At 61.9% G+C, this 21,888-nt stretch carries 21 protein-coding genes; 5 read left to right on the top strand and 16 right to left on the bottom strand.

Annotation, left to right across the window (positions count from 1 at the left end; genetic code table 11):
- Positions 1-119 precede the first annotated feature (119 nt).
- The 3 genes from DL237_RS18090 to mobC are packed head-to-tail and all read right to left on the bottom strand — an operon-like array spanning position 120 to position 5,002.
- On the bottom strand, positions 120-2,087 hold the full coding sequence (locus DL237_RS18090) for a type IV secretory system conjugative DNA transfer family protein (protein WP_119400505.1): 1,968 nt from the start codon (positions 2,085-2,087) through the stop codon (positions 120-122).
- The gene (locus tag DL237_RS18085) at positions 2,080-4,428 is read right to left on the bottom strand and encodes a relaxase/mobilization nuclease domain-containing protein (protein WP_119400504.1); all 2,349 of its coding nucleotides are present in this window, start codon (positions 4,426-4,428) and stop codon (positions 2,080-2,082) included. Before DL237_RS18085 ends, DL237_RS18090 begins: the two co-directional genes overlap by 8 nt.
- Positions 4,415-5,002, bottom strand: a complete 588-nt coding sequence (mobC, locus tag DL237_RS18080; RefSeq protein ID WP_119400503.1) for a plasmid mobilization relaxosome protein MobC — start codon at positions 5,000-5,002, stop codon at positions 4,415-4,417. Before mobC ends, DL237_RS18085 begins: the two co-directional genes overlap by 14 nt.
- Positions 5,003-5,512: 510 nt before the next feature.
- Between mobC and DL237_RS18075 the strand changes: the two genes are divergently transcribed.
- The 4 genes from DL237_RS18075 (at position 5,513) to DL237_RS18060 (ending at position 8,518) form a co-directional block, all read left to right on the top strand.
- Positions 5,513-6,232, top strand: a complete 720-nt coding sequence (locus DL237_RS18075) for a ParA family protein (RefSeq protein ID WP_119400502.1) — start codon at positions 5,513-5,515, stop codon at positions 6,230-6,232.
- Positions 6,233-6,242: 10 nt separating this feature from the next.
- Positions 6,243-6,884, top strand: a complete 642-nt coding sequence (locus DL237_RS18070) for a hypothetical protein (RefSeq protein WP_119400561.1) — start codon at positions 6,243-6,245, stop codon at positions 6,882-6,884.
- Between the two features lie 161 nt (positions 6,885-7,045).
- The gene (locus DL237_RS18065) at positions 7,046-7,285 is read left to right on the top strand and encodes a hypothetical protein (protein WP_119400501.1); all 240 of its coding nucleotides are present in this window, start codon (positions 7,046-7,048) and stop codon (positions 7,283-7,285) included.
- A 120-nt stretch (positions 7,286-7,405) separates the two neighbouring features.
- Positions 7,406-8,518, top strand: coding sequence for a Fic family protein (locus tag DL237_RS18060; protein WP_119400500.1), 1,113 nt, complete (start codon positions 7,406-7,408; stop codon positions 8,516-8,518).
- Between the two features lie 140 nt (positions 8,519-8,658).
- Here DL237_RS18060 and DL237_RS18055 read toward each other — a convergent pair whose 3' ends face one another.
- The 7 genes from DL237_RS18055 to DL237_RS18025 form a co-directional block, all read right to left on the bottom strand.
- Entirely contained in the window at positions 8,659-9,207 is a 549-nt protein-coding gene (locus tag DL237_RS18055; RefSeq protein WP_119400499.1) for an RES family NAD+ phosphorylase, read from the bottom strand.
- Between the two features lie 9 nt (positions 9,208-9,216).
- Positions 9,217-9,555, bottom strand: a complete 339-nt coding sequence (locus tag DL237_RS18050; protein ID WP_038073762.1) for an antitoxin Xre/MbcA/ParS toxin-binding domain-containing protein — start codon at positions 9,553-9,555, stop codon at positions 9,217-9,219.
- Between the two features lie 3 nt (positions 9,556-9,558).
- On the bottom strand, positions 9,559-10,893 hold the full coding sequence (locus tag DL237_RS18045; RefSeq protein WP_119400498.1) for a hypothetical protein: 1,335 nt from the start codon (positions 10,891-10,893) through the stop codon (positions 9,559-9,561).
- Between the two features lie 55 nt (positions 10,894-10,948).
- Positions 10,949-11,233: a WGR domain-containing protein gene (locus tag DL237_RS18040; RefSeq protein ID WP_119400497.1), complete on the bottom strand. Its 285-nt coding sequence runs from the start codon at positions 11,231-11,233 to the stop codon at positions 10,949-10,951.
- 84 nt (positions 11,234-11,317) lie between these two features.
- Positions 11,318-12,250, bottom strand: coding sequence for a DUF2493 domain-containing protein (locus tag DL237_RS18035; protein ID WP_119400496.1), 933 nt, complete (start codon positions 12,248-12,250; stop codon positions 11,318-11,320).
- Positions 12,251-12,612: 362 nt separating this feature from the next.
- Positions 12,613-13,644: a DUF7146 domain-containing protein gene (locus DL237_RS18030; protein ID WP_119400495.1), complete on the bottom strand. Its 1,032-nt coding sequence runs from the start codon at positions 13,642-13,644 to the stop codon at positions 12,613-12,615.
- Positions 13,645-13,647: 3 nt separating this feature from the next.
- A complete protein-coding gene (locus DL237_RS18025) occupies positions 13,648-18,018 on the bottom strand; it encodes a bifunctional class I SAM-dependent methyltransferase/DEAD/DEAH box helicase (protein WP_119400494.1) in 4,371 nt (1,456 codons plus the stop codon).
- Between the two features lie 177 nt (positions 18,019-18,195).
- Between DL237_RS18025 and DL237_RS18020 the strand changes: the two genes are divergently transcribed.
- Entirely contained in the window at positions 18,196-18,492 is a 297-nt protein-coding gene (locus DL237_RS18020; RefSeq protein ID WP_119400493.1) for a hypothetical protein, read from the top strand.
- Positions 18,493-18,712: 220 nt separating this feature from the next.
- On the opposite strand, the gene DL237_RS18015 is transcribed toward DL237_RS18020, so the two are convergent.
- The 6 genes from DL237_RS18015 to DL237_RS17985 all read right to left on the bottom strand — a co-directional run.
- Positions 18,713-19,414: an RES family NAD+ phosphorylase gene (locus DL237_RS18015; RefSeq protein ID WP_119400492.1), complete on the bottom strand. Its 702-nt coding sequence runs from the start codon at positions 19,412-19,414 to the stop codon at positions 18,713-18,715.
- Positions 19,411-19,812: an MbcA/ParS/Xre antitoxin family protein gene (locus tag DL237_RS18010; RefSeq protein ID WP_028095451.1), complete on the bottom strand. Its 402-nt coding sequence runs from the start codon at positions 19,810-19,812 to the stop codon at positions 19,411-19,413. The genes DL237_RS18015 and DL237_RS18010 overlap by 4 nt, the downstream gene beginning before the upstream one ends.
- Positions 19,813-19,877: 65 nt before the next feature.
- Positions 19,878-20,522 carry an antitoxin of toxin-antitoxin stability system gene (locus DL237_RS18005; RefSeq protein WP_119400491.1) on the bottom strand — a complete coding sequence of 215 codons (645 nt, stop codon included), beginning with the start codon at positions 20,520-20,522 and terminating at the stop codon, positions 19,878-19,880.
- Complete coding sequence (locus DL237_RS18000; RefSeq protein ID WP_119400490.1) at positions 20,515-20,934, bottom strand: hypothetical protein; 420 nt, start codon at positions 20,932-20,934, stop codon at positions 20,515-20,517. The genes DL237_RS18005 and DL237_RS18000 overlap by 8 nt, the downstream gene beginning before the upstream one ends.
- 270 nt (positions 20,935-21,204) lie before the next feature.
- Complete coding sequence (locus DL237_RS17990; protein ID WP_119400488.1) at positions 21,205-21,582, bottom strand: DUF6915 family protein; 378 nt, start codon at positions 21,580-21,582, stop codon at positions 21,205-21,207.
- A gap of 10 nt (positions 21,583-21,592) precedes the next feature.
- On the bottom strand, positions 21,593-21,888 hold a 296-nt coding region (locus DL237_RS17985; RefSeq protein WP_407691920.1), incomplete at its 5' end, for a DUF6878 family protein.

Here is a 21,888-nt window from a genome sequence, read left to right as displayed (position 1 = left end):
TGCTGGAGGATTGGGCCAAATTTCAGATAGATCCCAAGCAGTAGACCGCTCCCGTGTGCAGATTGCGGTCAATTTGGCAAGCAACACGACAGCAACGCCCAGCTTGTGACGGCCATCGCTCACCCATGTTCGGCAATGATTGCTCTCGTTGTTTGAACGGCCGAGGCCAACATTGTCTTGTCTGCACCCTCAATCCCTAGCCCTTCGATATCAAGCGCCAGTTGGCCTTGGCCACCGCCACTCGCGGCAGCGCGCGCCGCGCGGCCTCGTGCCTTTGCTGAGCTGACAGGTTCGGACTTCGATGCGTCAGTCCCCGACTTCGGCGCATTTGGACCGGATCCCTGAGCTACATTTGCTGCCCGCACCTCCTGCAACTCCTGCCTCAGTTTCTCCACGGTATCGCGGGTTTCTGACATCTGCCGATCCCGCCGCACGCCGTCCTCGTCCGGATATGGGAGGCTTCCCGATTGACCGGCGTGCAGAACCTTCAACACCGGGTCCTCGAAATACTTCACCCTTCTTGCCCGGATCGGCATTTGCGCGTCTATCACTAGAATGACCTCGTCGAGGTCCATGCGTCGGGCCTCATCCTCGGTCAGCAGCGGGGTATCTTCTGTCCTCTCAGAGACGCTGCGCCCTTCGAATGGATTGCGTCCAACAGCACGGGAGCGGGTCACCACACGCTTGGTGGTCTTGCCGACAGCCTGGCTCAATTCCTCGATGGTCTTCTGCTCGGACGGGGTGAGGTAGAGCTTCACGCCGGCGCCGCCCTGCAGCGACCTGCGGGTGTTCTCACCATAGATCTCGTCCAGCGCCGGGATCGTCTGGGTCACGATGGCGAGGTTGCCGCCGAAGGAGCGCAGCGTCTTTATGCTTTCGGCGACGATTGGCATTTTCCCGAGCCGGTCAAACTCGTCGAGCATGATCATCACGGGCCAAGGCTCGTCATCGCCGGGTTCCTGTGCCTGCAGCGAGGCAATCAGATCCGAAAAGAAGAGGCGGATCAGCGGGGCAAGCGGTCGGATCATCTCGGATTCGACCACAAGATAGATCGCATGTGGGCGGCGGCGGATATCCCGGAATGAGAAGTCAGAGGTCGCGGTGGCCGCGTCAATCGCGCGGTTGTCCCAAGTGTCGAGACCCGATGTCATCAGGAGGGAGAGGTAGGAAGTGAGCGTGTCGTTGTTGGTCGATGCCATACGCTCGAAGATCAGTTTGGCCGACGTGTTCTTCACCTCCTGTGAACGCTTCAGGTATTCCTTCTGCTTGTCGCCCCCCGAGGCTGTGATGCGATAGATCTCGCCGATGGTCGGCACACCGCGCTCGAAGGCCAGAAGACCGGCCGCCACGAAGAGGTCGATACCCCCGGCCAAAAGCCCGCTCAGCTTTTCATTGTCGGTCTGCAGAAAGAGCTTCGCGGTGAGTTTCAGCTCCATCTGCTGCCGGTCGGGGTTGGTCATGGCAGCAATGCGCGCCAGCGGATTATAGCGATGTGTCGGTCGGTCCCAGTCGGTCGGCGCGAAGCGGAAAACCTTGTCCCCCATGCTGGCGCGGAAGCGCGAGGTCTCGCGGAAGTTCTCGCCTTTCACGTCGAGCACCACGGCCGAGCCCTTGAAGGTCAGAAGGTTCGGGATCACGAACCCCACGCCCTTGCCCCGGCCTGTAGGCGCCACGATCAGCGCGTGGGGGAAGGTTTTTGAGACAAGGAACGGGCGCTTGGATTTCGGGGAGCCGAGCTTGCCCAGAAGGAAGCCGCCGCCGGGCTTGGCAAAGAAACCGTTCCTCTTCATCTCGCTGCGCGTCTGCCAATGCGTCGTCCCGAAGCGGGTCAATGCATCCCCCAGAAGCGTGACGCTCAGCATCAGCGATGTGAGGGCGAAGCCGCCCAGGATGAGGTTCACCCAGAGGAAGTCTTTTCGTGCAGACTCAGACAGACCCCGATATTCGCGGGCAAGCAGGGTGACGTCGAAACGCGTGGGAGAAAGCCCATAGCGGAACATGACAAAGCCGGTCGCCACGACATAGCCCATGGCGAGACCGACCAGCACGAGGCTCAACACTCCGAGGGCAATCTTGCCTTTATCCATGGGTGATCCCCTTCTCGCCATCTGCCGAAGCGTGGCGTGCGCGCTGCGCCTCTATCTGTTCTTCCGCCAATGCATCGAGAACGCGCTCCATGGCCGGGCCATGCGCGGTGACCTCGCTGCTCTGGAGGTAGGTCTTGGCGAGTTCAAGCTGGCGCACCGGATCCTCGGTGAATGTGTCCAGGACGTCCGCGTTACCGGCCCGCAGCGCGTCGATTGCGTCGGGGCTTAGTCGCTCGTTTATCTGCCGGACGATGTCCTGCTGCTCTGCCTCGGAGGCCGAGGTCCCGACGTCGGCGTTTCGCACAAAGGCCATAACGGTTGGCGCTGTCTCTTCCAGATACCGGCGCTCGGCGTAATCTTGTCGCGCCTGGTCCTCGATCTCGAAACTGCGCTCGCTGATATAGGCACGCGACGCGCCGAGCGAACGAAGGTGATTGATTTCGTCCTGGACGGCCTGCTCGAACTCGTCATCCGGCATCTCCGTGCGATAGCGGGCGAGGGTGCGGAGCTCTTCGGTAATCGGACCGAGATGATCCGAAGGATCCCGCAAGGCGAGGTCCATGTCGCCAGCATGAAGCGTGCGGTCCTGCTCCGATACCGCATATTGCGGCGGCATTCGACTGTCAGTCATCTGTTCCCAAGCCATCGAGGCCAATTCGGCATGTTGCGGAGATCTCTGCGCATAGGCGTCGAACGCGACGCGGGCCTCTTCAACCTCCACGGCGCCCGCCCGCCGGACGGACGGGTCGTCGGAGAACGGATGATCGAAATCCGTCCGACGGAACTGCGCCACCAGCGCCCTGAACGCCTGCCGCTCCGATGGGGCAAAAATGTCGGGCCCGTCCTTCTCGAGATCACCCCCGGGTGCCGCCAACCGCTCGCCGAGCTCTGGCTCAGCGTTGTCCACCTCGTCGATCTCGGTTGGCGCGCGAAGGACGCGTACGTCGGTCAGGACATCGCCCAACCGAACATGCACGGCTTCCAGCCGGTCGAGCGCTTCTTCCCGGTCCGCAGATTTCTCCAGATCGAGGTCGCTTGCTTTGGCAATCCCCTGCAGATCCTGTGCCAGCCACTGGCGCTCCAATGCGGCATTGCCTGCCCCCTCCCGCAGGCGCGCGGCCACAGCCTCGGCATCGATGCCCGTGCCTTGCAACGCCTCGGTCAGCTTTGATGCCACCTCTCCATCGTCAAGACGCGCGAGGTGTTCTTCACTTAAGTTCGGCCTTGCATAGATGCCGTCCCGGGACGGGGCATCGATCAGGGCGGCGGAGCGATCCCCGAGCGGGTTCAAATGCGCGACCGAGGCCAGAACGTCGGTCAGCTTGCGCTCGATCACCGGCCGCCCGGCCGCCGGCGCCCTGTCGATCGCCGCCTCGATCTGGCGAATGTTCTGAGAAAACTCGGTGATCAGCGTGTCGAACGCTGCTTCGTCTTGGGACATGTAGATGGCTCCGTCAGATTGAATCTGACCGCCACTGGCAAGGATGGTGCTGGCACTCTCGAGCGCTTCGGCCACGTCTTCGAAATTCGAGCGTGACGCCTCCGCCGCGAGCCCGCGGTAGATCAACGCGTTGTGCCTGACGGTTTCCAGAGCGGCCGCCAGGTCAGCACCGGTTCTCTGGCGCTCGACTGGGGGACGACCTTCGTCGCGAGCCTTGTAGATTTCATCGATCTCGGCGCGGTAGGTCGTGACGCCGCGATCCAGACGGCGCGTCGCCTCAAGGCGGATCCCATGAACTTGGGCCGCCTCGACCATCGCCTCGCGAAAGGCGCCGTAGTTGAAGTGATGATCCTTCCCGAGAAAGAACATTTCGCCATCCTTGCTGCGGCGGTTCAGAACGATATGCGCATGTGGATGCGCGCGATCTTGGTGTATTGCAGCAATATAGTCGAATTGCGACCCCTCGCCTTGAAAGAACTTCTCGCATACCGCCTGGGTGATATCGCGCACCTCTTCACCCCTGGTCCCAACCGGGAATGCCATCAGCAGATGCGACGTATGGCCAAGCCTGGGGCTGTAGCGCTCGTTCCACTGGTTCTCGAACCGCCGCGCCAATCGGTTGATCTCGGCTTCCGAGAGCTGCTTCTTCCCGTCATGGGTGCCGCGACTGTCGAGGATATGGGTCGCCTTTGTTGTGAGATATGTGAGCTGCGCCCGTAGCTGCGCCCCGGTGTGGCAGCCCCCTTTCGAGATAGCCTTGAAAATCGCTGGCGAATAGCCGCGCGCGGCCCGAACCATCTGCGCGCCCTTGGAAAGCCCTTGCCAGGATCCCGAAACTCGGCTCCAGCCGCGGTCAAAGAGCGCCGGGTCGATGCCACGGACCCGGTCACTCCGCGCCATTCTCATCCCTCTCGGCGAGGCCCGCCAGGGCGGAGCTGATCTCAAGGTCCAGCACGCTGCGCCGCGCACGCGACATCTCCTGGACCTGGTCGGCCAGATCGAAGACCAGACCTGCAAGGGCGCGGACGTCACGGTGACTTGAGGCCGGGTAGGACAGTCTCTCGCCCCGCACCTTGGCCTCGTTCAGACGTCGCGCGATCTGGTTAACATTGTTGCCGACCCGGTTGAGTGCGGCGCCGAGGTTGCGCAACTCTTCACACATCTCGTCGTCGGGCAGGAAGACACCTTCGGCCGCCAGCATCAGTCGGCGCATGGCATCCGAGCGGTGCGTAATCCCGCGCCGCGACAGCGCCGCGTCGAACCGGCGCAGGTCGTCGTCCGAGACCCGGATCCCCACAACCCGCGATCGGCTGCCGTTCGCTGTCTGACGCTCATCCCGGTGGTTCACCACGTTGTAGATCGTCTTCAGGCTGACATCGTAGCGCGCGGCCAATGACGCCGCGGAGACGCCGTTCCGGCGCTCCTGGGCGATGGTCGATCGTTCGATCTCTGACAGTCTGCGACGGCGGGGCATTTTGAAGTTAACATTCCTATTTCTTGCCAACTTCGTACAAGCCCGCCGACTCCCAACGCAAGTGGAGTCGGCCATAAGGGCTTGTACTCAATGTAGAAAATCGCCCTGCAGGGGCGATTTCCCGTCCTTAGTCAAGTGGATCGCGCTTCGCGCTCATTGCACCCCGTCTCTTGCACCCCGCAAGACGGGTTTTGCTGCGTGCTGACCGTCTCGCGTCACCTGCAGAACGCCATACGCGAGGCTGCCTCCCGTTGTCTGGAGCGCGCTATCCGTCACCTGCATTCCGTCCGCAGTACATCGCCGAGCGCATCCCGACATTTGGAGGGTGTGTGGTGCCCCGCGACGAATGCTGAAGGCACCACGGCAGACGTCGCACGGTCATCGCAAAACGCCGCCCGCAGCATGCCAGGCGCGGGTCGCATCCCGACTTCTGCTTGACCCCTCCGCCTCATGCGTTTAGCGACACTTTAGCATTTTCGTTGCGATTCACTATTTTTGCGGAGGGTCAGAATGCCGAACGAAAATCTTGTGGTGATCGCAGCGATGGCCCGGAAAGGGGGCAGTGGAAAAACGACGCTTTCGCGCGCCTTGATCAGCGCCGCGATCGCCGCCGGACGCAGAGTGATGTTGATCGACACGGACAGCACGAGAGTACTCGGTGCCTGGCATGCTCGGGCGGAAGCCGGTGGGCTAAGTTCGCCGCTTCTCTGCTCGGCCACCGTCGAAAGCGTGGCGGGTGTCGAGGATCAGATCGATCAGGTCTACATGGCAGGCACGGCAGACTTCATCTTCATCGATACCGCAGGGGTCGGTGCCGAATGGTCAGACGGCATCGCGGTGCTTGCGGACCACATTGTGACGCCCGTCATGCTGTCAACGTCTGATTTCGATGTCGGAGCGCAGACAGCTGATTGGTTTGAGAAACTGAAATCCCGTGTTGATGACCCCTCCAGCCTTCCGCGCCACCACGTCGTCCTCAACATGGTCGACCCGAAAACGACCCGTGCTGACGCCGCCCTGATTGAAGAAGCGCTCACCCGTTTTCCCGTGATTGAGACCGTCATGATGCGACGGAACACTTACAAGGAGATGGACCAGAAGGGGCTTCTCCACGCCTTGGCGTTGGAAAAGCAATCTGATCCAAACCCTCTGATGCGTCCACATGTACGTCATGTCGTCGAGGCGCTCGAGGAGGCGACGGACATCCTCAACAACATTCTTGCTGCGTGAGGACAGGCGATTGCGCAAGAAAATCCCGACCATCACCAGGCCCGACCCAGCCTACGCCGCGACCCTGCAACAGGGTGACCGCGAGGTTCCCGGGAAAGAAGATGAGGCACAGGTCACAGCAACAAAGACAGGCACCCCAGCCGCTGACGTTGACGCTGATCGGCACGAGTCAGAGCGTCTGCCAGAAGGTGCCGTGGCGCCGCACCAAGTCACCGCGGAAAGCTCTGACCCGCATACCAGCCTGAGAGCTCCCGTATCGGCGCGCGCATTGAGCCCGACCCGGAAGATCGACATCAGGGTCAACGCACTTGAACGACAGGAAGCGGCGCTGCAGACTTGTGGTGTTGAGCCAGCACATGTGGTGCGTGCCGCCCTGCGCCGTGCAGTCAAAGGCTGGCAACTTTCGCCGGTCTTCGCCCCAGTCGCGGAGGAGCGGGGCACTCGCAACACGCAGTGGCAGGCCCGGACATCTCTGGCAGTCGATGCGGACAGCCTGAATGTCCTCCTCCGGGACCACGACCCCCTCGACGTGTTGAGTAAATGGGCCCTGATCCGCGGTCAGGTGGAACCACGCATATGGGGCGAGATCGACAAAATCTTGGAAGAAATTTCTGCTCGTGCTGCATCGCCGCATGAGCAGCACACACCGTAAGAGACCTATCTGAAAAGATAACTTGCATTTCGCCGGTGGATTTTCGCCCACCGGCGGAAGCTCGCCTTGCGGTTGCGGAAAGCGTGGCGCTAATGAGCGTCATAGGGAATTTCAGACCTCAGTGGTGACGAGTTACGAGGTCCATTTAGGAGGAACGCATTATGAACACGAAGCCCCGCCTGACTGGCGAACCGATTATGCGCATCCTCTGCAAGACATCTGAAAATCTGGTTGGCTACCTTTACCAATGGAATAATGGTGACGTGCAGCCTGCCTGGTTCGACGGCGCCATGGCGGACGTTCGCTATGAACCATTCATTCGAGCGCCGGAACAAAACCCCGCCGATCCGAAGATCCCCAGATCGCGTCAGCAAGATCTGACGCACCTTGAAAAGGCCTAGCTCAAGACCTCGCGTCGGTTTGTGGGTCACCCCATCCCGCAGGTCCTTTGAGCGATAGAGTTGACTTCTATGCCTCAAAAGTGATCTATGTTTGAGTTATAGAAAGGACATCTATAACTCATGGCTTGGAACTGGACGCTGCCTGATTGGCCGGATTTCCGGTATGACGCCTCCGCGCTGGAGCCGTTTGAGCAGACGTTCCTGCTGTCGTCCGGAGAAATCCTCGGCGCGGTCCATCATGTCAGCCAGCCGGAGCGCGAGCAACTCCGCATCGAACTGCTCAGCGAGGAAGCGATGCAGACGAGTGCCATCGAGGGTGAAATCCTCGATCGGCTCAGTGTGCAATCTTCGCTGCGCCGCCATCTGGGCCTCGATCCGGGCAGCTACCCTGCCAAACCGCGCGAACAGGGCGTCGCGGAAATGATGGTCGATGTCTATTCCAGTTTTGCAGAGCCGCTGACCCATGAGACACTGTACCGCTGGCATCGGATGCTCCTATCCCATGACCGCCGGTTGGAAACCATCGGGGCCTACCGACGCCACACCGAGGCGATGCAAATCGTTTCCGGCCGCCTTGACCGGCCCACGATCCATTTCGAAGCGCCGCCTTCAGAGCGGGTCATGCCTGAGATGGAGCGATACGCGGATTGGTTCAACAAGACCGGGCCGGGGGGAGCAGAGTCGCTTCCAGCGCTGACGCGCGCGGGGCTAAGCCACCTCTATTTCGAGAGTATCCACCCATTCGAAGACGGCAACGGCCGCTTGGGTCGCGCCCTCGCTGAAAAGTCGCTGGCGCAGAACATTGGCCAGCCGACCCTCATCTCGCTCGCCTTCACCATCGAGAAGGAGCGCAAGGGATACTACGATCAGCTTGAGCAGCATCAAAAAACGCTCGACGTGACCGATTGGCTCGTCTGGTTCGCAGAAGTTGTCTTGAAGGCCCAACAGGCAACACTCGACCGAGTAGGCTTCTTCATCAGCAAGGCACACTTCTACGATCGTCACAGAGACCACTTGAACGAACGCCAGGCCAAGGCCATCGCTCGCGTGTTTCGGGAAGGCCCTGGCGGTTTCAAAGGCGGCCTCAGCGCCGACAACTATCTCAAGATCACCGGAACTTCACGCGCGACCGCGACCCGCGATCTGCAGGATCTGGTCGAGAAGGGCGTGCTCGCTCGAACCGGCGAGCGGCGGCACACGCGATACTGGTTGAAACTCGACTGGATTGAATAAAAATTGCACGAAAACAACAACTTATCAAAAATCCGATAATTCGTTTTATGTAACATCTATCTTTGCAAGCAGGGATAGCTAATCGGAACCCTCATACCCAATTTGTCAGCCAAGAAGGTTAAGCTCTTTATCGAGTTGGATCATTTTTCCCAGTCCACGAGGCCGTGATCCCTGAGAGTGGACTCGGGCAGCGATCTTACCTTGTCGCAGAACACAACAGCGTTGTTTGTGTCGGATCGAGCTGATGGGACAATCAGGCCATCGAAATCTAGGAAGTGTGCGACTTCACCAATCTCCTGAGTACGAGGATATTCGTCGTTCTTTTGCTCATAGGAAAGACGACCGAACGTCTCCGTGTTCAACCCAACGTCGGAAAGCGCGTCAAGATCCACAAATCGCAGCGCCCGTTCAAGTAGAAGTTCGATCTCGAACATGCGGTACTTAACTTTACTCGGCATAATCGGTTGGCCGCGCATCAAATGAAAGCGCATCTCTTCCAGAGCGCCCGACCGAGACGTTGAGGTATAGAGCACATCGAAGGTTCCGTCGTCCCACCGACCTCCCGACGCGCTGCACAACAGCGGGTCTCGTCCGTCACGAACCAAGCGCCAAACATTGCCCTCAAAAACGACTGGCTCGATTGCCTCAATCGCGTCGATCAGCCGGTTGTCGCGTCGAGCTTTAACCATTCATCGAACCTACACATAAACATCATTGTCCAGCCGGTCGATAACGGCCAGAACCTCGAGCGAGCGATCATTATGAATAAGATCCATGGCGCGCTCGCCGCCAAGTTGCGGGTGCCGCGCGTACAACCAGGCGCGAACCTCGTCCGGCGTGTAGTATTCATTGAGACGGCCGACGACGTAATAGAGGTCGGACAGAATCAGTTCGTTCTTTGGTTGCGGTTTGATATCACCAGCCTTCCAACGCGACACCGTAGCTTTGGAGACATCCGTAATATTTGCGATATCGGTTCCTTTAAGGCCCCCGATGTCGGCGAGTTCGCCTATGTAGCGTGACACTGCACTTTGCATTTCTTACCTCTGATCGCCACGACGCAGGGCAATATCGACATTGAAGTCGCAAGCCCGAACTCGCGGTGACTCTGTTCCGCGCTCCTCATGGAGCTTTTCAAGCGCGTCTGCAACCTTGCCCATCGTCTCTGCGTGTCCTCTGGTCCGCTTGAGCAGACTTGGCAAGTCGACACCCGCCGCCTGGGCTTGAGCTTCAGTGGGCTTGAGGAAGCTGACATCTTTTGCCCTGCGCTCGGCATCCGCCATCGTCTTTGACAAAAAATGCCCTGCTCGGTTGAGGTCCGGTACAGACTGAAGCGCTTCTTGTGAGCGCACCAAGTGAAGTGCCTGTACCTGCTTTCGAGTTCTTACCATTTCCTCGACACTGGAAACGGAAACGAACTCGCTTTGAAGAAGCAGCTTCCGGCCACCGCGAGACTTGGCTAGCAATTCAAACTCGTGTGCATAAAAGCCCCGACCAAGACCCGGTACCTGAACAATGCTACGCCGACCGAACTGCGCATCGGGATCGGGCTCTTCTGGGGGTTTGTGCCAATCACGTGCGTTGAACTGGTCCAACTCGAGAATTCCGCTCGCGGAGCCAGAAGCCACACCGAATGCTTCGGTAGCCTCCGCGTTCAAACCAGAACAGTAGTCCAAAATGACAGGCTTCCCCATATTGTGGAAACCGCTGAGCATCCGTACCAAAGACCGAACCTTTTGCGGACCTGGCTCCTTCCCGAGACCGGAAAGGCGCATCCAAATCGCATCGACGGGAAGGATCGAAAGGGTCTCGGCAAGCGCCTTCCGCGACGCGGGATCCACCAATCCTTGAACGCTTTGTATAACCGGGTAGTCGATCCGGACCTGGCCTCCCCCCAAACGATCAAGCGCCAATCGGAGGGCCGAACACGCAGCCGCATCGACCTTGAGCCATCCGTCAAATTTCGGATCGCCCAAGAAGTGACTCGGAGCCAGCACGCGATCCGCACCGACCGCAACCACCATTTCCGCGATGCGCTCGATGACCTCTGTAGTAAATGCGTCCGGCCCCAAGGGAGACATCGGAGCCTCGACCAACCATGGGGAGTTACGCACAAACGTCCTATGTCGCGCCAAGCTCGACAGTTCGGCCGCTCCGGTGTCGATCGTGATCTCAACACCTTCAACTTTTAACTCTTTCGCTAGAGCAGTCTGTCGGTTGAGGCGTGCGGCGTCAAAGACAACTCGAGAAGCAGGCAGCCCCCCGGACGCGTACATCTCGGCAAACTTGTTGTGAGAGTCTCCGACACGGAAGAACTGCGCTAACGGCGAACGCAGTCGCTGGCCTTTCGGAAATGGGACGACAACCTTGGTCATGGCGCTTGTTCCATATCAGTTTCACAAATTTAAATAGTGAAACTGATATGGAATGTCAATCCTTGGCATTCACTCTATCAAGCAACCGATAACCTCGCCGCTTCTTCGTCGCCGCGAGCTTCATGAGTGCCGTGACAGCCCTTCCCTCGTCATCATGCCGTTCTATCAGCATCTGCCCTCGAAACCCCATACGGCCCCATTCCCGCACAAGGCATGCGCCGCCAAACAGGTCCGGCTGAACGCTCATTCGATAGAAGCGGCGCATGTTCAGAGACGGGTCGATCCGCTTGAGATCGACCGTCGTCGGGAACACTTCCATTTGCTGCGATGTGTCGAACATGTTGTTGGCACCTCTCTCCAGACCACAATATCAAGCGCTCTTCGACGTTTCCACAATGTTCTGTCCCGGATTGAAGTCGGGGGCTCACGCCCCCTTCTCGAACTTCATGACCGGGATGCCAAGCTTCTTGGCCTTGTCGGCGAGGTTTTCCTGGATACCGGTTCCGGGGAAGACAAGGACCCCGACCGGGAGCACATCCAGCATCGCGTCGTTGCGCTTGAAGGGCGCGGCCTTGGCGTGCTTGGTCCAGTCGGGCTTGAAGGCCACCTGCGTCACGCCCCGGGCTTCGGCCCATTTGGCGGCGATGAGCTCTGCGCCCTTCGGGCTGCCACCGTGCAGGAGGACCATGTCGGGATACTTGGTCCGGACCTGGTCGAGCTTGCCCCAGATCAGGCGGTGATCGTTGAAATCGGTCCCGCCGGTGAGGGCGACCTTGGGGCCTGCGGGCAACATCACCTCGGTTTCGGCGCGGCGCTTCGCGGCGAGGAAATCGCGGCTGTCGATGAGCGCTGCGGTCATGTGCTGGCGGTTCACCATCGAGCCGGTGCGGGGGCGCCAGGTCGATCCCGTGTGATTGACGAACTCGGTGGCGGCGTGATCGCGCATCATGTCCATGCAGTTGCGCCGTTCAACGAGAGTCAGGCCTTCGGCCGTCAGGCGCTCGAGTTCGACGGACTTCACTTCGGAGCCGTCCTGCTCGCGCTGGAGGCGGCGCTGCGCCTGCTCGTTCTCATCGAGCGTCCGCTCGATCCGGGCCGTGGCACGGTGGAAGAGGTTGACCTGGCCCCAGAGCACCTCTTCGAGGTCGGGTTCCATGCGGGTGTCTTCCAGGGTCGCGACGAGGGCATCGAAGATGTCGGCGACGGCGACCGCGAGGCGCTGCCCATCGGGCATCGGGCGCGGATCGGGCTCGTCAAAGGGGCGATAGCCGTAGAGCTGGAGCTCGTCGAGCGCATGGGCGGTCTGGGATGCGCTATGGGCGGGTTCATACGCGTCGTCGTGGGTCTGGATCGTCATCGGTTTCTTGCCTCCGGGTTTTGCCGTGTCCGCGCGTCATCCCGCGCGGCCTTCATGGGCAGACCCGAGCCGTCGGGGCGGTTGCCCCTTCACCCCGGCTTCACCGGGGCCGGAACAGCGTGGAGGAGGTCGGTTGGGAAGCTATTTGTATCGCGATGCAAAGGCGGCTTTGCCGCCGGCGGAAAAAGGTTCCCTGCCGACCTTGCAGGGGCAACCGCTTTGACGGCCTGCCCATCTCTTGAAGGCCGCTCGGGTGACGGGTGGGTGCGCAAGGCCCGGGATGGGGTGAGGACGACGATCCAGTGCCACGACTGGGATGCTGCCCACTGCCCCGCACTCCCAGCCCCCCTGCGCGATGCAGCTCAGCTGGGCAGGCGATGCCGATCCTCTGGCCCGATCTGTCCTGCCAGATGCTGGCGCAGCGCGACCTTGCCGTTCGCCCGGAGATCATCGTTGAAATCCCCGAGCCGCGGTTCCAGCACATGGCAACCAATCCCGACCTCGGTGGCTATGGCGCTCAACTTCTCTGCCGCGCGCTGCCCGGCCGGATCGCGATCGATCGCGATGTAGAGGCGCTTCAGCCCCTCCGGCAGCAGGACCGCTCCGAGGTGACCGGACGAGAGCGCCGCCCAGACGGGAAGGCCGGGGATCGCCTCGGACAGGGACAGCATGGTCTCGATGCCTTCGCCGACGACGAGGATGGCATCGTGCGGGGTGAGCCTGACAGCATTGCCGAGGAGGTGACCCATAGCCCGACGCTCTGGATTCACTGCCGCCTTCCCCTGTCCGTCAGGCGCCAGCCAGGTGCGATGCACGCCCTGCACGGCCCCTGCCCCATCGGTAACCGCCGCGATCATCGCCGGTCTGGGGATGCTCCGGGTCTGCCCCTCTTCCCGATGCCAGCACTTCGGGTGGAAGCGTAAGGCGCCGTTCGCCCCGAATTGGGTGATGCCTCGGGAATGGAGGTAGGTCTCAGCAAGCGTGCCTGTGATCGGGTTCGAGGCAGCAAACAAGCGCGCCGCCGCCGCAGGAGTGCCACCGGACGCCTTGGCCTTCCTCGGCTCTTGCCTATCCGGTTCGACCGGCTGCGGACGGCCAAGATGCGCTCGGGCCTCGGCAAGAACGTCGGGGAAGCGCGTGATCCCCGTCCGGGCGCGGATGATGTCGAGGAGATCGCCATGCGCGCCGACGGCAGGGTCCTGCCACTTGCCCGCTGCCCCTGGTCCCGACGCAGGGCCCGTCAACCGCACGAAGAGCGACCGGCCGGGGTTATTCTGCAGATCGCCGACGATCCAGTAGGATCCTTCCCGCCGTCCGGCGGGAAGGTAGGCACGACAGACGCCTTCGGCATTTTCTGCCAGATCGCGCACGAGGTCTTCGGTCTCGGAATACATGGGTCAACAACCTCCGCGATCATGTAGCCTTGCGACAGAACAACGTGCAAGCAGACGATCCAGTATCGCGACGCCATCGGCGTCGGTCGGGCAGAACAGCCGAAGCTTCCAACTGATGATCTCCGAGAAGAAGCCATCGGCCTTGAGCCGGTCCTTGGCGGCCTCGGTGAACCCGGATAGCTCGATCCGGTTCACGCCCATAACGCGGGACCGATGGAGCTCCATCCCCTCGGCCAGCCGCACCACGGTCTTGCCCTCCAGAACGAGGGCATGGACCTGCGCCGCCGACAGAGTCGGCGCGTCACTCGCAAGCGTGGTCGCGACCCAGGCAGGCGAGACGCGGCGGCCGATGATGCGCTGACCGTCATCGGTCTGCAGCCGGTAGACGCGGGTTTCGTCCTGGGGAAGCTGCTTCCAGATCGGCAGCAGCAGGCCCGCCACGATGTGCAGCGTGGAGTCCGAGAACTCGGGCACTTCAGCCAGTTCGGAATTCCATGCGGCGGTGAAGGCCGCGCGGTCGGCCTCGAGCCAATGGGTGTCCTCCATCAGCTTGGCCGGGACCGTGCTGGCATCAAGCGGCCGGATCAGCCTGAGGCGTGGCTCGATGGTGCCATCATCCAGCATTAGGCTGGTGGCGGGCACCTGCACCGCGGCCCGGCCCGAGCGGCTGTTGACCAGAAGCCGCGCCTTCGGGTCATCGAGCCAGTCGAGCGCATCTGCGAGGGACGTTGGCGTGTTCCGCCGCTTCTCCGCGATGGTCAGCAGCTGGGTTTCCGCGCCAGAGCCGGGATGGGTGTAGATCACCCGCGCATCCGTGACGCGGAAGCTTTCGGCGCGCAGCGTCTCAAGCCCGAGGTCATAGACCCCGGCAACGATAGCGCCCTCGATCCGTTGATCGAGGAGTTCTTCGAAGGCCGAGAACAGCACAGCCTGCATGTCGATCGTCAGCGCGAGCAGACGATTGAGGAAGGTCGTGATCGGCGGCAGATCGTCCTTCAGCCCATTGTCATCGGTCAGGCTGAGGCCAGTGGCATCCTCGAAGGCCCCGAGCGAGCAGCCCGCCAGATCGCCGCGATAGATGCGGCGGTAAAGCTGGCGCAGGGCGTCGCGGGCGTAGGGCGACTCGAGGTTATCCTCGGGGCGGAACAGCCCTTGCCCGCCGGTCTGGCGCTGGCCGCGCGTGATCGCGCCAAGCGTGTCGAGGCGGCGCGCAATGGTCGACAGAAACCGCTTCTCCGCCTTCACATCGGTGGCCACCGGTCGGAATAGCGGCGGCTGCGCCTGGTTGGTCCGGTTGGTGCGTCCGAGGCCCTGAATCGCCGCGTCTGCCTTCCAGCCGGGTTCCAAGAGGTAGTGGACCCGCAGGCACTGGTTCTTCGCCCCGAGATCGGCGTGATAGCTGCGCCCGGTGCCACCGGCATCCGAGAAGATCAGGATACGCTTGTCGTCATCCATGAAGGCTTGGGTCTCAGTGAGGTTCGCGGCTCCAGCCCGGTTCTCCACCACGAGCCGTGCCGAATGCCCTTCGCCCTTCCGCACGATGCGCCGCGAGCGCCCTGTGACTTCGGCCACGAGATCGGTGCCGAAGCGCTGGACGATCTGGTCGAGTGCACCCGGCACGGGCGGAAGCGAAGCCAGTTTCTCGATCAGCGCGTCACGACGCCGGACGGCTTCGCGGCACTCCACCGGTTGGCCGTCGCGCATGACGGGGCGCGACGAGAGGTTGCCTTCACTGTCGGTGAAAGGTTCGTAGAGCTGCACCGGGAAGGAATGGGCGAGGTAGTCCAGCACGTATTCCCTGGGTGTGATGTCACAGCGGATATCATTCCATTCGTCGGTTGGGATCTCCGACAGGCGGCGTTCCATCAGCGCCTCACCCGTCGAGACGATCTGGATGACTGCCGCGTGACCCGCAGCCAGATCTGCATCGATGGATGCTATTAGCGTGGGGGTCTTCATCGAGGTGAGCAAATGGCCGAAGAATCGCTGCTTGGCGGTCTCGAAGGCGGACCGCGCGGCGGATTTCGCCTGACGGTTCAACGTGCCGCTCTCGCCAGAAATGTTCGCCGCATCCAACGCCGCGATCAGGTTGTTGTGAATGATGGCGAAGGCCCCGGCATAGGCATCGTAAATGCCGCGCTGCTCGGGGCTGAGCGCATGTTCGAGCATCTCGTATTCGACACCGTCATAGGACAGCGACCGCGCCGTGTAGAGACCGAGCGCCCGGAGGTCGCGGGCAAGAACCTCCATCGCCGCGACACCGCCAGCCTCAATGGCTTCCACAAATTCCGACCGGGTCTGAAAGGGGAAATCCTCCCCGCCCCAGAGCCCGAGACGCTGCGCGTAGGCGAGGTTGTGGACCGTCGTCGCGCCTGTGGCCGAGACATAGACCACGCGGGCATTCGGAAGTTTGTGTTGAAGGCGCAGGCCCGCCCTGCCCTGCTGCGAGGCCATAGTGTCACCCCGCTCGCCTTTGCCTCCGGCGGCATTCGCCATGGCATGGCTTTCGTCAAACAAGATCACCCCATCGAACTCTGCCCCGAGCCAATCGACGATCTGGTCGACGCGGGATTTCTTGGCTCCCCGTTCTTCCGAGCGCAGCGTCGCATAGGTGGTGAAGAGGATTCCCTCGGTCAGCGGGATGTCGCGGCCTTGTGCGAAACGCGACAGCGGCGTCACCAGCAGGCGCTCCTGCCCGAGCGCCGACCAGTCGCGCTGCGCATCTTCCAGCAGCTTGGCGCTCTTTGAGGTCCACAGCGCCTTGCGTCTTCCTCGGGCCCAGTTGTCGAGCAGAATCCCGGCCGACTGGCGGCCCTTGCCCGCTCCGGTGCCATCGCCGAGGAAGAAGCCGCGGCGGAAGCGGACGGCGTCAGCGGCATCGTCCGGTGCAGCGGAGACCACGTCACCGGTCTCATCGACGGTCCAAGACCCCGCGAGACGCGCGCCATGCGCCTCCCCCGCGTAGATGACGGTCTCGAGCTGCGCGTCGGACAGCAGGCCATCGCGCAGGACAGCCGCCGGAAGCTTGGGGCGATAGCTCGGTTTCGGAGGTGCGACAGAGGCCATGGCCGCCGATTGCACAAGCTTGGTCGGGTGTGCGATCGCTGCGGGGATGTTGATCGCCTGCAAACGGAAGGTCTCGTAGATCGCATCGGACAGACGTGTCGCGTCCTCGGCGTTGTCGCGGAGTTCGTAGCATAGGTCCTCGACCTCGATCGGCGCTCCAGGTTTCTCCGGTTGAGCCGCAGAGGTCGCGCGCGATCGGTTGACGGGCTTGCATGTTGTGGGGGCAGGATTTCCCGGGAAGAGGGAAGAGTGGCTCAGACCCGCATTTGCGGCCCGTTCCATCTCGAGGCGCGGCGGAACCTCTGCAGTGACCCTGGACATTAGATGCGCCACGTCGGGGGACGTGGGCTGGTGCAGGTCAGCGGTGATGCCGCCCGGCTCACCGCCGCGGCATTTATCGAAGACAGAAATCCGCGTCTCGAAGCTGGTGCCGTGCTTGGCGAAAGCTGCGCCCGACACCGCGCCGGTGAAGATGAGATGGGTCGTCTCGGTCAGACGGCCGAAGGTCTCGGCCCAGGCCGGCGCATCCGGCGCGAAACCGGCCCCTGTGATGGCCACGAGCCGTCCGCCGGGAACCAAGCGCGCAAGGGCCGAGCGCAGATGTCGGGCCGTCGCCTCGGTCGACCGACCATCGACATTGGCTTGGGCCGAGAAGGGCGGGTTCATCAGAATGACGCTAGGGCTTGAGCAGGCATCGAGATGATCGTCGATCTGCGCGGCATCGAACCGGGTGACCGGTCGGGCCGGGAACAGCAGGCGCAGAAGATCGGCGCGCTTGTCAGCAAGCTCGTTCAGCGCGAGGCCGCCACCCGCGATCTCGGCGAGAATCGCCAGAAGCCCGGTCCCGGCAGACGGCTCTAGGACAAGATCACGGGGCGTGATCTGTGCTGCCGCCACAGCCGCGAGCCCCATGGGCAGCGGCGTCGAAAATTGCTGAAAGCGCTCCATCTCTTCCGACCGCCGGGTGTGCGTGGGCAAGAGGCCTGCCACCTTGGCGAGGATCGGCAAGAGCGCCGCAGGCGAGCCGGCACGCGCAAGCAGCGCCCGACCGAACTTTCGCAGAAAGAGGATCAGCGCCACCTCTCCCGCCTCATAGGCGAGCTTCCAGTCCCAGGCACCGGTCGCATCGGAGCCGCCAAAGGCGCGCTCCATCTCATGGCGCAGGCGCAGCGCGTCGATCTGAAGCCCTTGCGCCAGATCGGGCTGCAGCGCTTCAGCAACAGCAACGATCGCAGGGGCAGGATTTGCTGCCAACGGGACAATGGGCGCAGGCAAGGACGCCTGCGCAACAGGGGCAAGATGGGTCATCGGGAAACTCCGGAATGAAGGACAGGATCAGGCCAGGACACCCTCTCTCGGGCAGCCTCGGACCTGATCTTTCCCGGCCCCTCTCTCCCTCTCGCACCAAGGTGTTCCCGACGCTTGGCTTGATATTGTTCTTGTTATGTTCTATGTTCAGAGCCAAGTCAGAAAGGGGGTTCCACCATGGAAAGTACCAAGCACGCCCTGCCCGTAACGCCCAAGCAGATTGCCTATGCGCGGTCGCTCGCCCTGCGCAACCGGACGCTCCTGCCCTGGGAGGTTCAGCAAGACCGGCGATCTTTGAGCGCCTGGATCGAGGCTCAGGCCCAGCTGAAACCGGTATCGGACATGGACTGGCTGCCCACGTCCAAGCAGGTGGCCTTCGCTGAGAAACTCGCCCGGATCAAAAGGCGCGCCGTTCCGGACGAATGCTTCCGCGACAAGGGGCTCATGTCGAAGTGGATCGACGGGAATAAGTGACGGGTGTCAGCTGGCTGATGACTTGTCGGCGCAAGAATCCACCAGAGTTTCCCTCCGCCTACGAAACGCTGCTCGTAGTGCGTCGGTCGGTGGGGGCGGACAGTCCAACGCCTCAAAGAACGGCTGATGGTCACATGGCTTCAAGTTCGTGACGTCCGCGCTGTTGTCGTTTGCCTGTTTCATTTCTTCGGACCCCCAAAGGCGCATGAGCTGTAACTTGTCAGCCGACAGCCGCAATCGAGTAGTGCGGTGTCCCATCCCACACAAGATCCCAAGACGCGCCCGGACGAACGTTCTGAATTGCGCGGGGCTCGAAGCAGACCAGGCAATTCCCGCCCGGTGCAGGAGCCCGGACCGAAGGGTAAATCAGGCCCTTGGATCCGCCCCGACGCAGATGCTGTGCCAGGCTTTGGCCCTCGGGATACCCGACAGCCGGATCCGGATGCAGCGCCGGATGACCTGCCTCACCGGTCATGTCATCGAAGACGCCGATGAAGTCGGCCAGCAATTCCACATAGCGGGCGCTGTCCTGGAAGCTGCCGGTAAAGCCGAGTTCGCGTGTGCGGTGCCAGGCCACTTCGCTGACAGAAACCATCACATCCCATGCGCAATACCACGCGCCGCGCTCCTCGGCGTTGAAGCGGTTTCCGCCGACGCGGGTGTAAGTGAAGGCTGCGTTGACGTGACTGTCCCCATAGATGCGCAGATCGCGGCTGCGGCGTTGCCAAGCGAGTTCGCGCGGGTCCAGATGCGGGTTGCGCCCGCGTTCGGCCTGTAGACGCCCACTGGTCAGGCCCTCGATCTCTGCCAAGACCTCCATCTCGTCATCGGTATCGACGAGACCGCGCAGCGATGGTGGCTTGTGGTAGGTGGCGGGCAGGAGACGAACGAGACCGCGATCAGAAATCTCGGTCTGCTTCATGCCCCACCACGCAACGCATCAAGATAGGTCCGAACCGCGAGGATCTGCGGCAAACCCCCGTCGATGGCGGTGTCGACTGGTCGGCTTCCACCAAAGAGCGGCCCCTTGTTCGGTCGGGTGAACCAGCTTTTTGCCAGAGGCTCCGAGAAGTAGAGTTCGAGCGACTTGAAGATGCCAATTACAGCGCTGAGCCGCAACAGCTGGTCCTTGGTGAGCTCTCCGGCGAAATCCGGCTTCTTGGCGCGCTTCCACGTGCTCTCTGACATGTCGGCAAGCCCAGCCGCTTCCTTGAGACTGAGACCCCAAGCATCGGCCACGCGTGCATAAGCTTTCAACGCGACAGCGTTGATCTGTGCGGGTTCCCGGATTTTCTCTGCAACGTACATGGCGTCCTCCATTGGCTTGAATATAGTCCATATGGACTTACTGTAAAGATCAAATGAACCTTGCGCTTTGATCTCTGTTACCCGAACCGCCGCCCTCTTTCAGTAAACGTATATGCGTTCGCGATGATCCCCTCCTCGATGGCCTCGTCCGAGGTGAGGTGGTCGTATTCGGCTTCAAGCTGGCGGTAGAGCCAGCGGGCCAGATCACGCAGCGCCTCGGTCACGACTTCTTCCGCGTCCTCAGTCGGCGGCTGCCAGGTCGCGCTGTCCCGCGTGACGTCGATCGACATGGTATATTCATGGTAATAGCGGCCACAGTGGCTGGCCTCGGCGGCGAGTTGGTAGAAGTTTCGCCGCTGGATGGCCTGCAGGCGGTCGGCGATGCCATGCAGCGTCGCGTCCGTGGGCGCGTAGTCCCGGATCTGCGCGGCCGCGCCCTTAGCGTGGAACCAATAGCCCTCGAAGCAAGCGCCGTCGCCCTGGCTCCAGAAACCGGAAAACCAGATGCAAGGCTTGGCCCGCGTCCCGCCGCCCATCAGCCGCACGGGCGTGGTCTTCAGGCGGATGCCGAGGATTTCGCAGACCCGCTCGAAATCCTCATAGACCGCGTCCCACCAATCGTCGTGCGGGCCGAGTTCGCGATACCAGCTGCGCGCATTTTCTTTGGCGGCATCCGAGAGTTCGGGGAACTGGTAGACGTTGGTGCAGATGATCTCAGTCATCGATGTCCTCCCCGTTCAATGCGGCGGCCAGCCATTCCTGCGTGCTGGACCAGCCGATGGATTTGCGCGCGCCGAGATCGATGGCATGCGCGCCGCCACCAAAGGCGTCGAGTCGTGGCCGAGAGCAGGTCAGAGAATACTGGAACCCCCAAAGGCCGGTGAGGTCGAGCTCTTCAGCAAGACGCAGGACGAAGCGGATGACGGCTTCGACATCGCCTTTCCCGTCATCATGGATCCAGAGGCTGCTGCCCTCGGGGGCATCCTGGTGCACGAGATCGAAGCCAGCGACATCTGGGTCGTCGGCGTCGTGATCCGCAGCGCGCAGATCGTGAAACAGCGCGAGTGCTCGGGCCGCCTTTTCGGGAGTGCCGACGTCGAGCAGGCATGAGAAATGGGTGAAGTAATCCGCCATGGGGACCTCCTGAATGGGGAAGACCCGGCCAGAAGGCCGAGTACTGGATTGAAAGGGTCGGCCGGGAGCGATCAGCCGATCGACGTGTCGTCTGCCGCCTGTCGTGCGACATGCGCACAGAGCATTTGTCGGTAGAAGCGCTTGCGCGCCGTCCGGAGGCCGCAAACAGCGCGTGTGTTGGGGTGCAGCGCCCGGACCGCCGCGCGAACCACTGCCAGTCGCGAAGCGGTCGGCGGCACGCCAAGACGTAGATATGTGGGATCGGTCATGTCACGTGACCTCGACCACGGGCGAGACGAGATGCGGATCGATCTGCGCCTCGATTCGTTCGGTCCGACCCATCCAAGGCTCGGGCCGAATGGCCTTCACCCACTCGGCGAAGCTCGGGATGAAGCCGAGGTCCTCCTTAACATGCTGCTCGCCGACCCACCGGGTGGGGATGACGCGCCCGGTCGAGAGCGTGAGGGTCTGACCAAAGATGGTCTCGGCCATGAAGATGCCCTCGGCATGGTGGCGCAGCGCACGGTGCCGAAAATCGGCTGTGATCTCCTTGCTCTGGTCGAACCAGGAATGCACGGCGAGGAAATCCTCGACCGTGCCGCCCCATTTCTTCACCGAGGACAGGGCGTGGTGATACGGATGTGCCATCACCGCCCCCTCAGAAATCGTGGGTATAGAGTTCGGACGAGGTGAAGCGCTCGTTGAACTCGAGGTGGATGGAGCGAGCGCTCGCGTCGAAGCAGAACTCACCGTAGGCCCCGTCGTTGTTTTCCCAACCGCCGTGGGTGTCAGACAGCAAGTCGTACGCCAGTTGCTCCACGACATCTTCGAGCGAAAGCGCCCGCATCTCGACCTCCGGGTCGTCCCAGGTCAATGCGGCATAGGCGATCTGGGTCTTGGGGAAAGTGACTTCGGCGTCGCCAGCGTAGGCTTCGATGCTTTCAACCTGGCCGC

Origin of the sequence: Pseudooceanicola sediminis (assembly GCF_003575965.1) — a bacterium.
In the GTDB taxonomy this organism is placed as follows: domain Bacteria; phylum Pseudomonadota; class Alphaproteobacteria; order Rhodobacterales; family Rhodobacteraceae; genus Pseudooceanicola; species Pseudooceanicola sediminis.
Note: the sequence above shows the minus strand (reverse complement) of the source record. Positions and strands in the feature narration are given on the sequence as shown.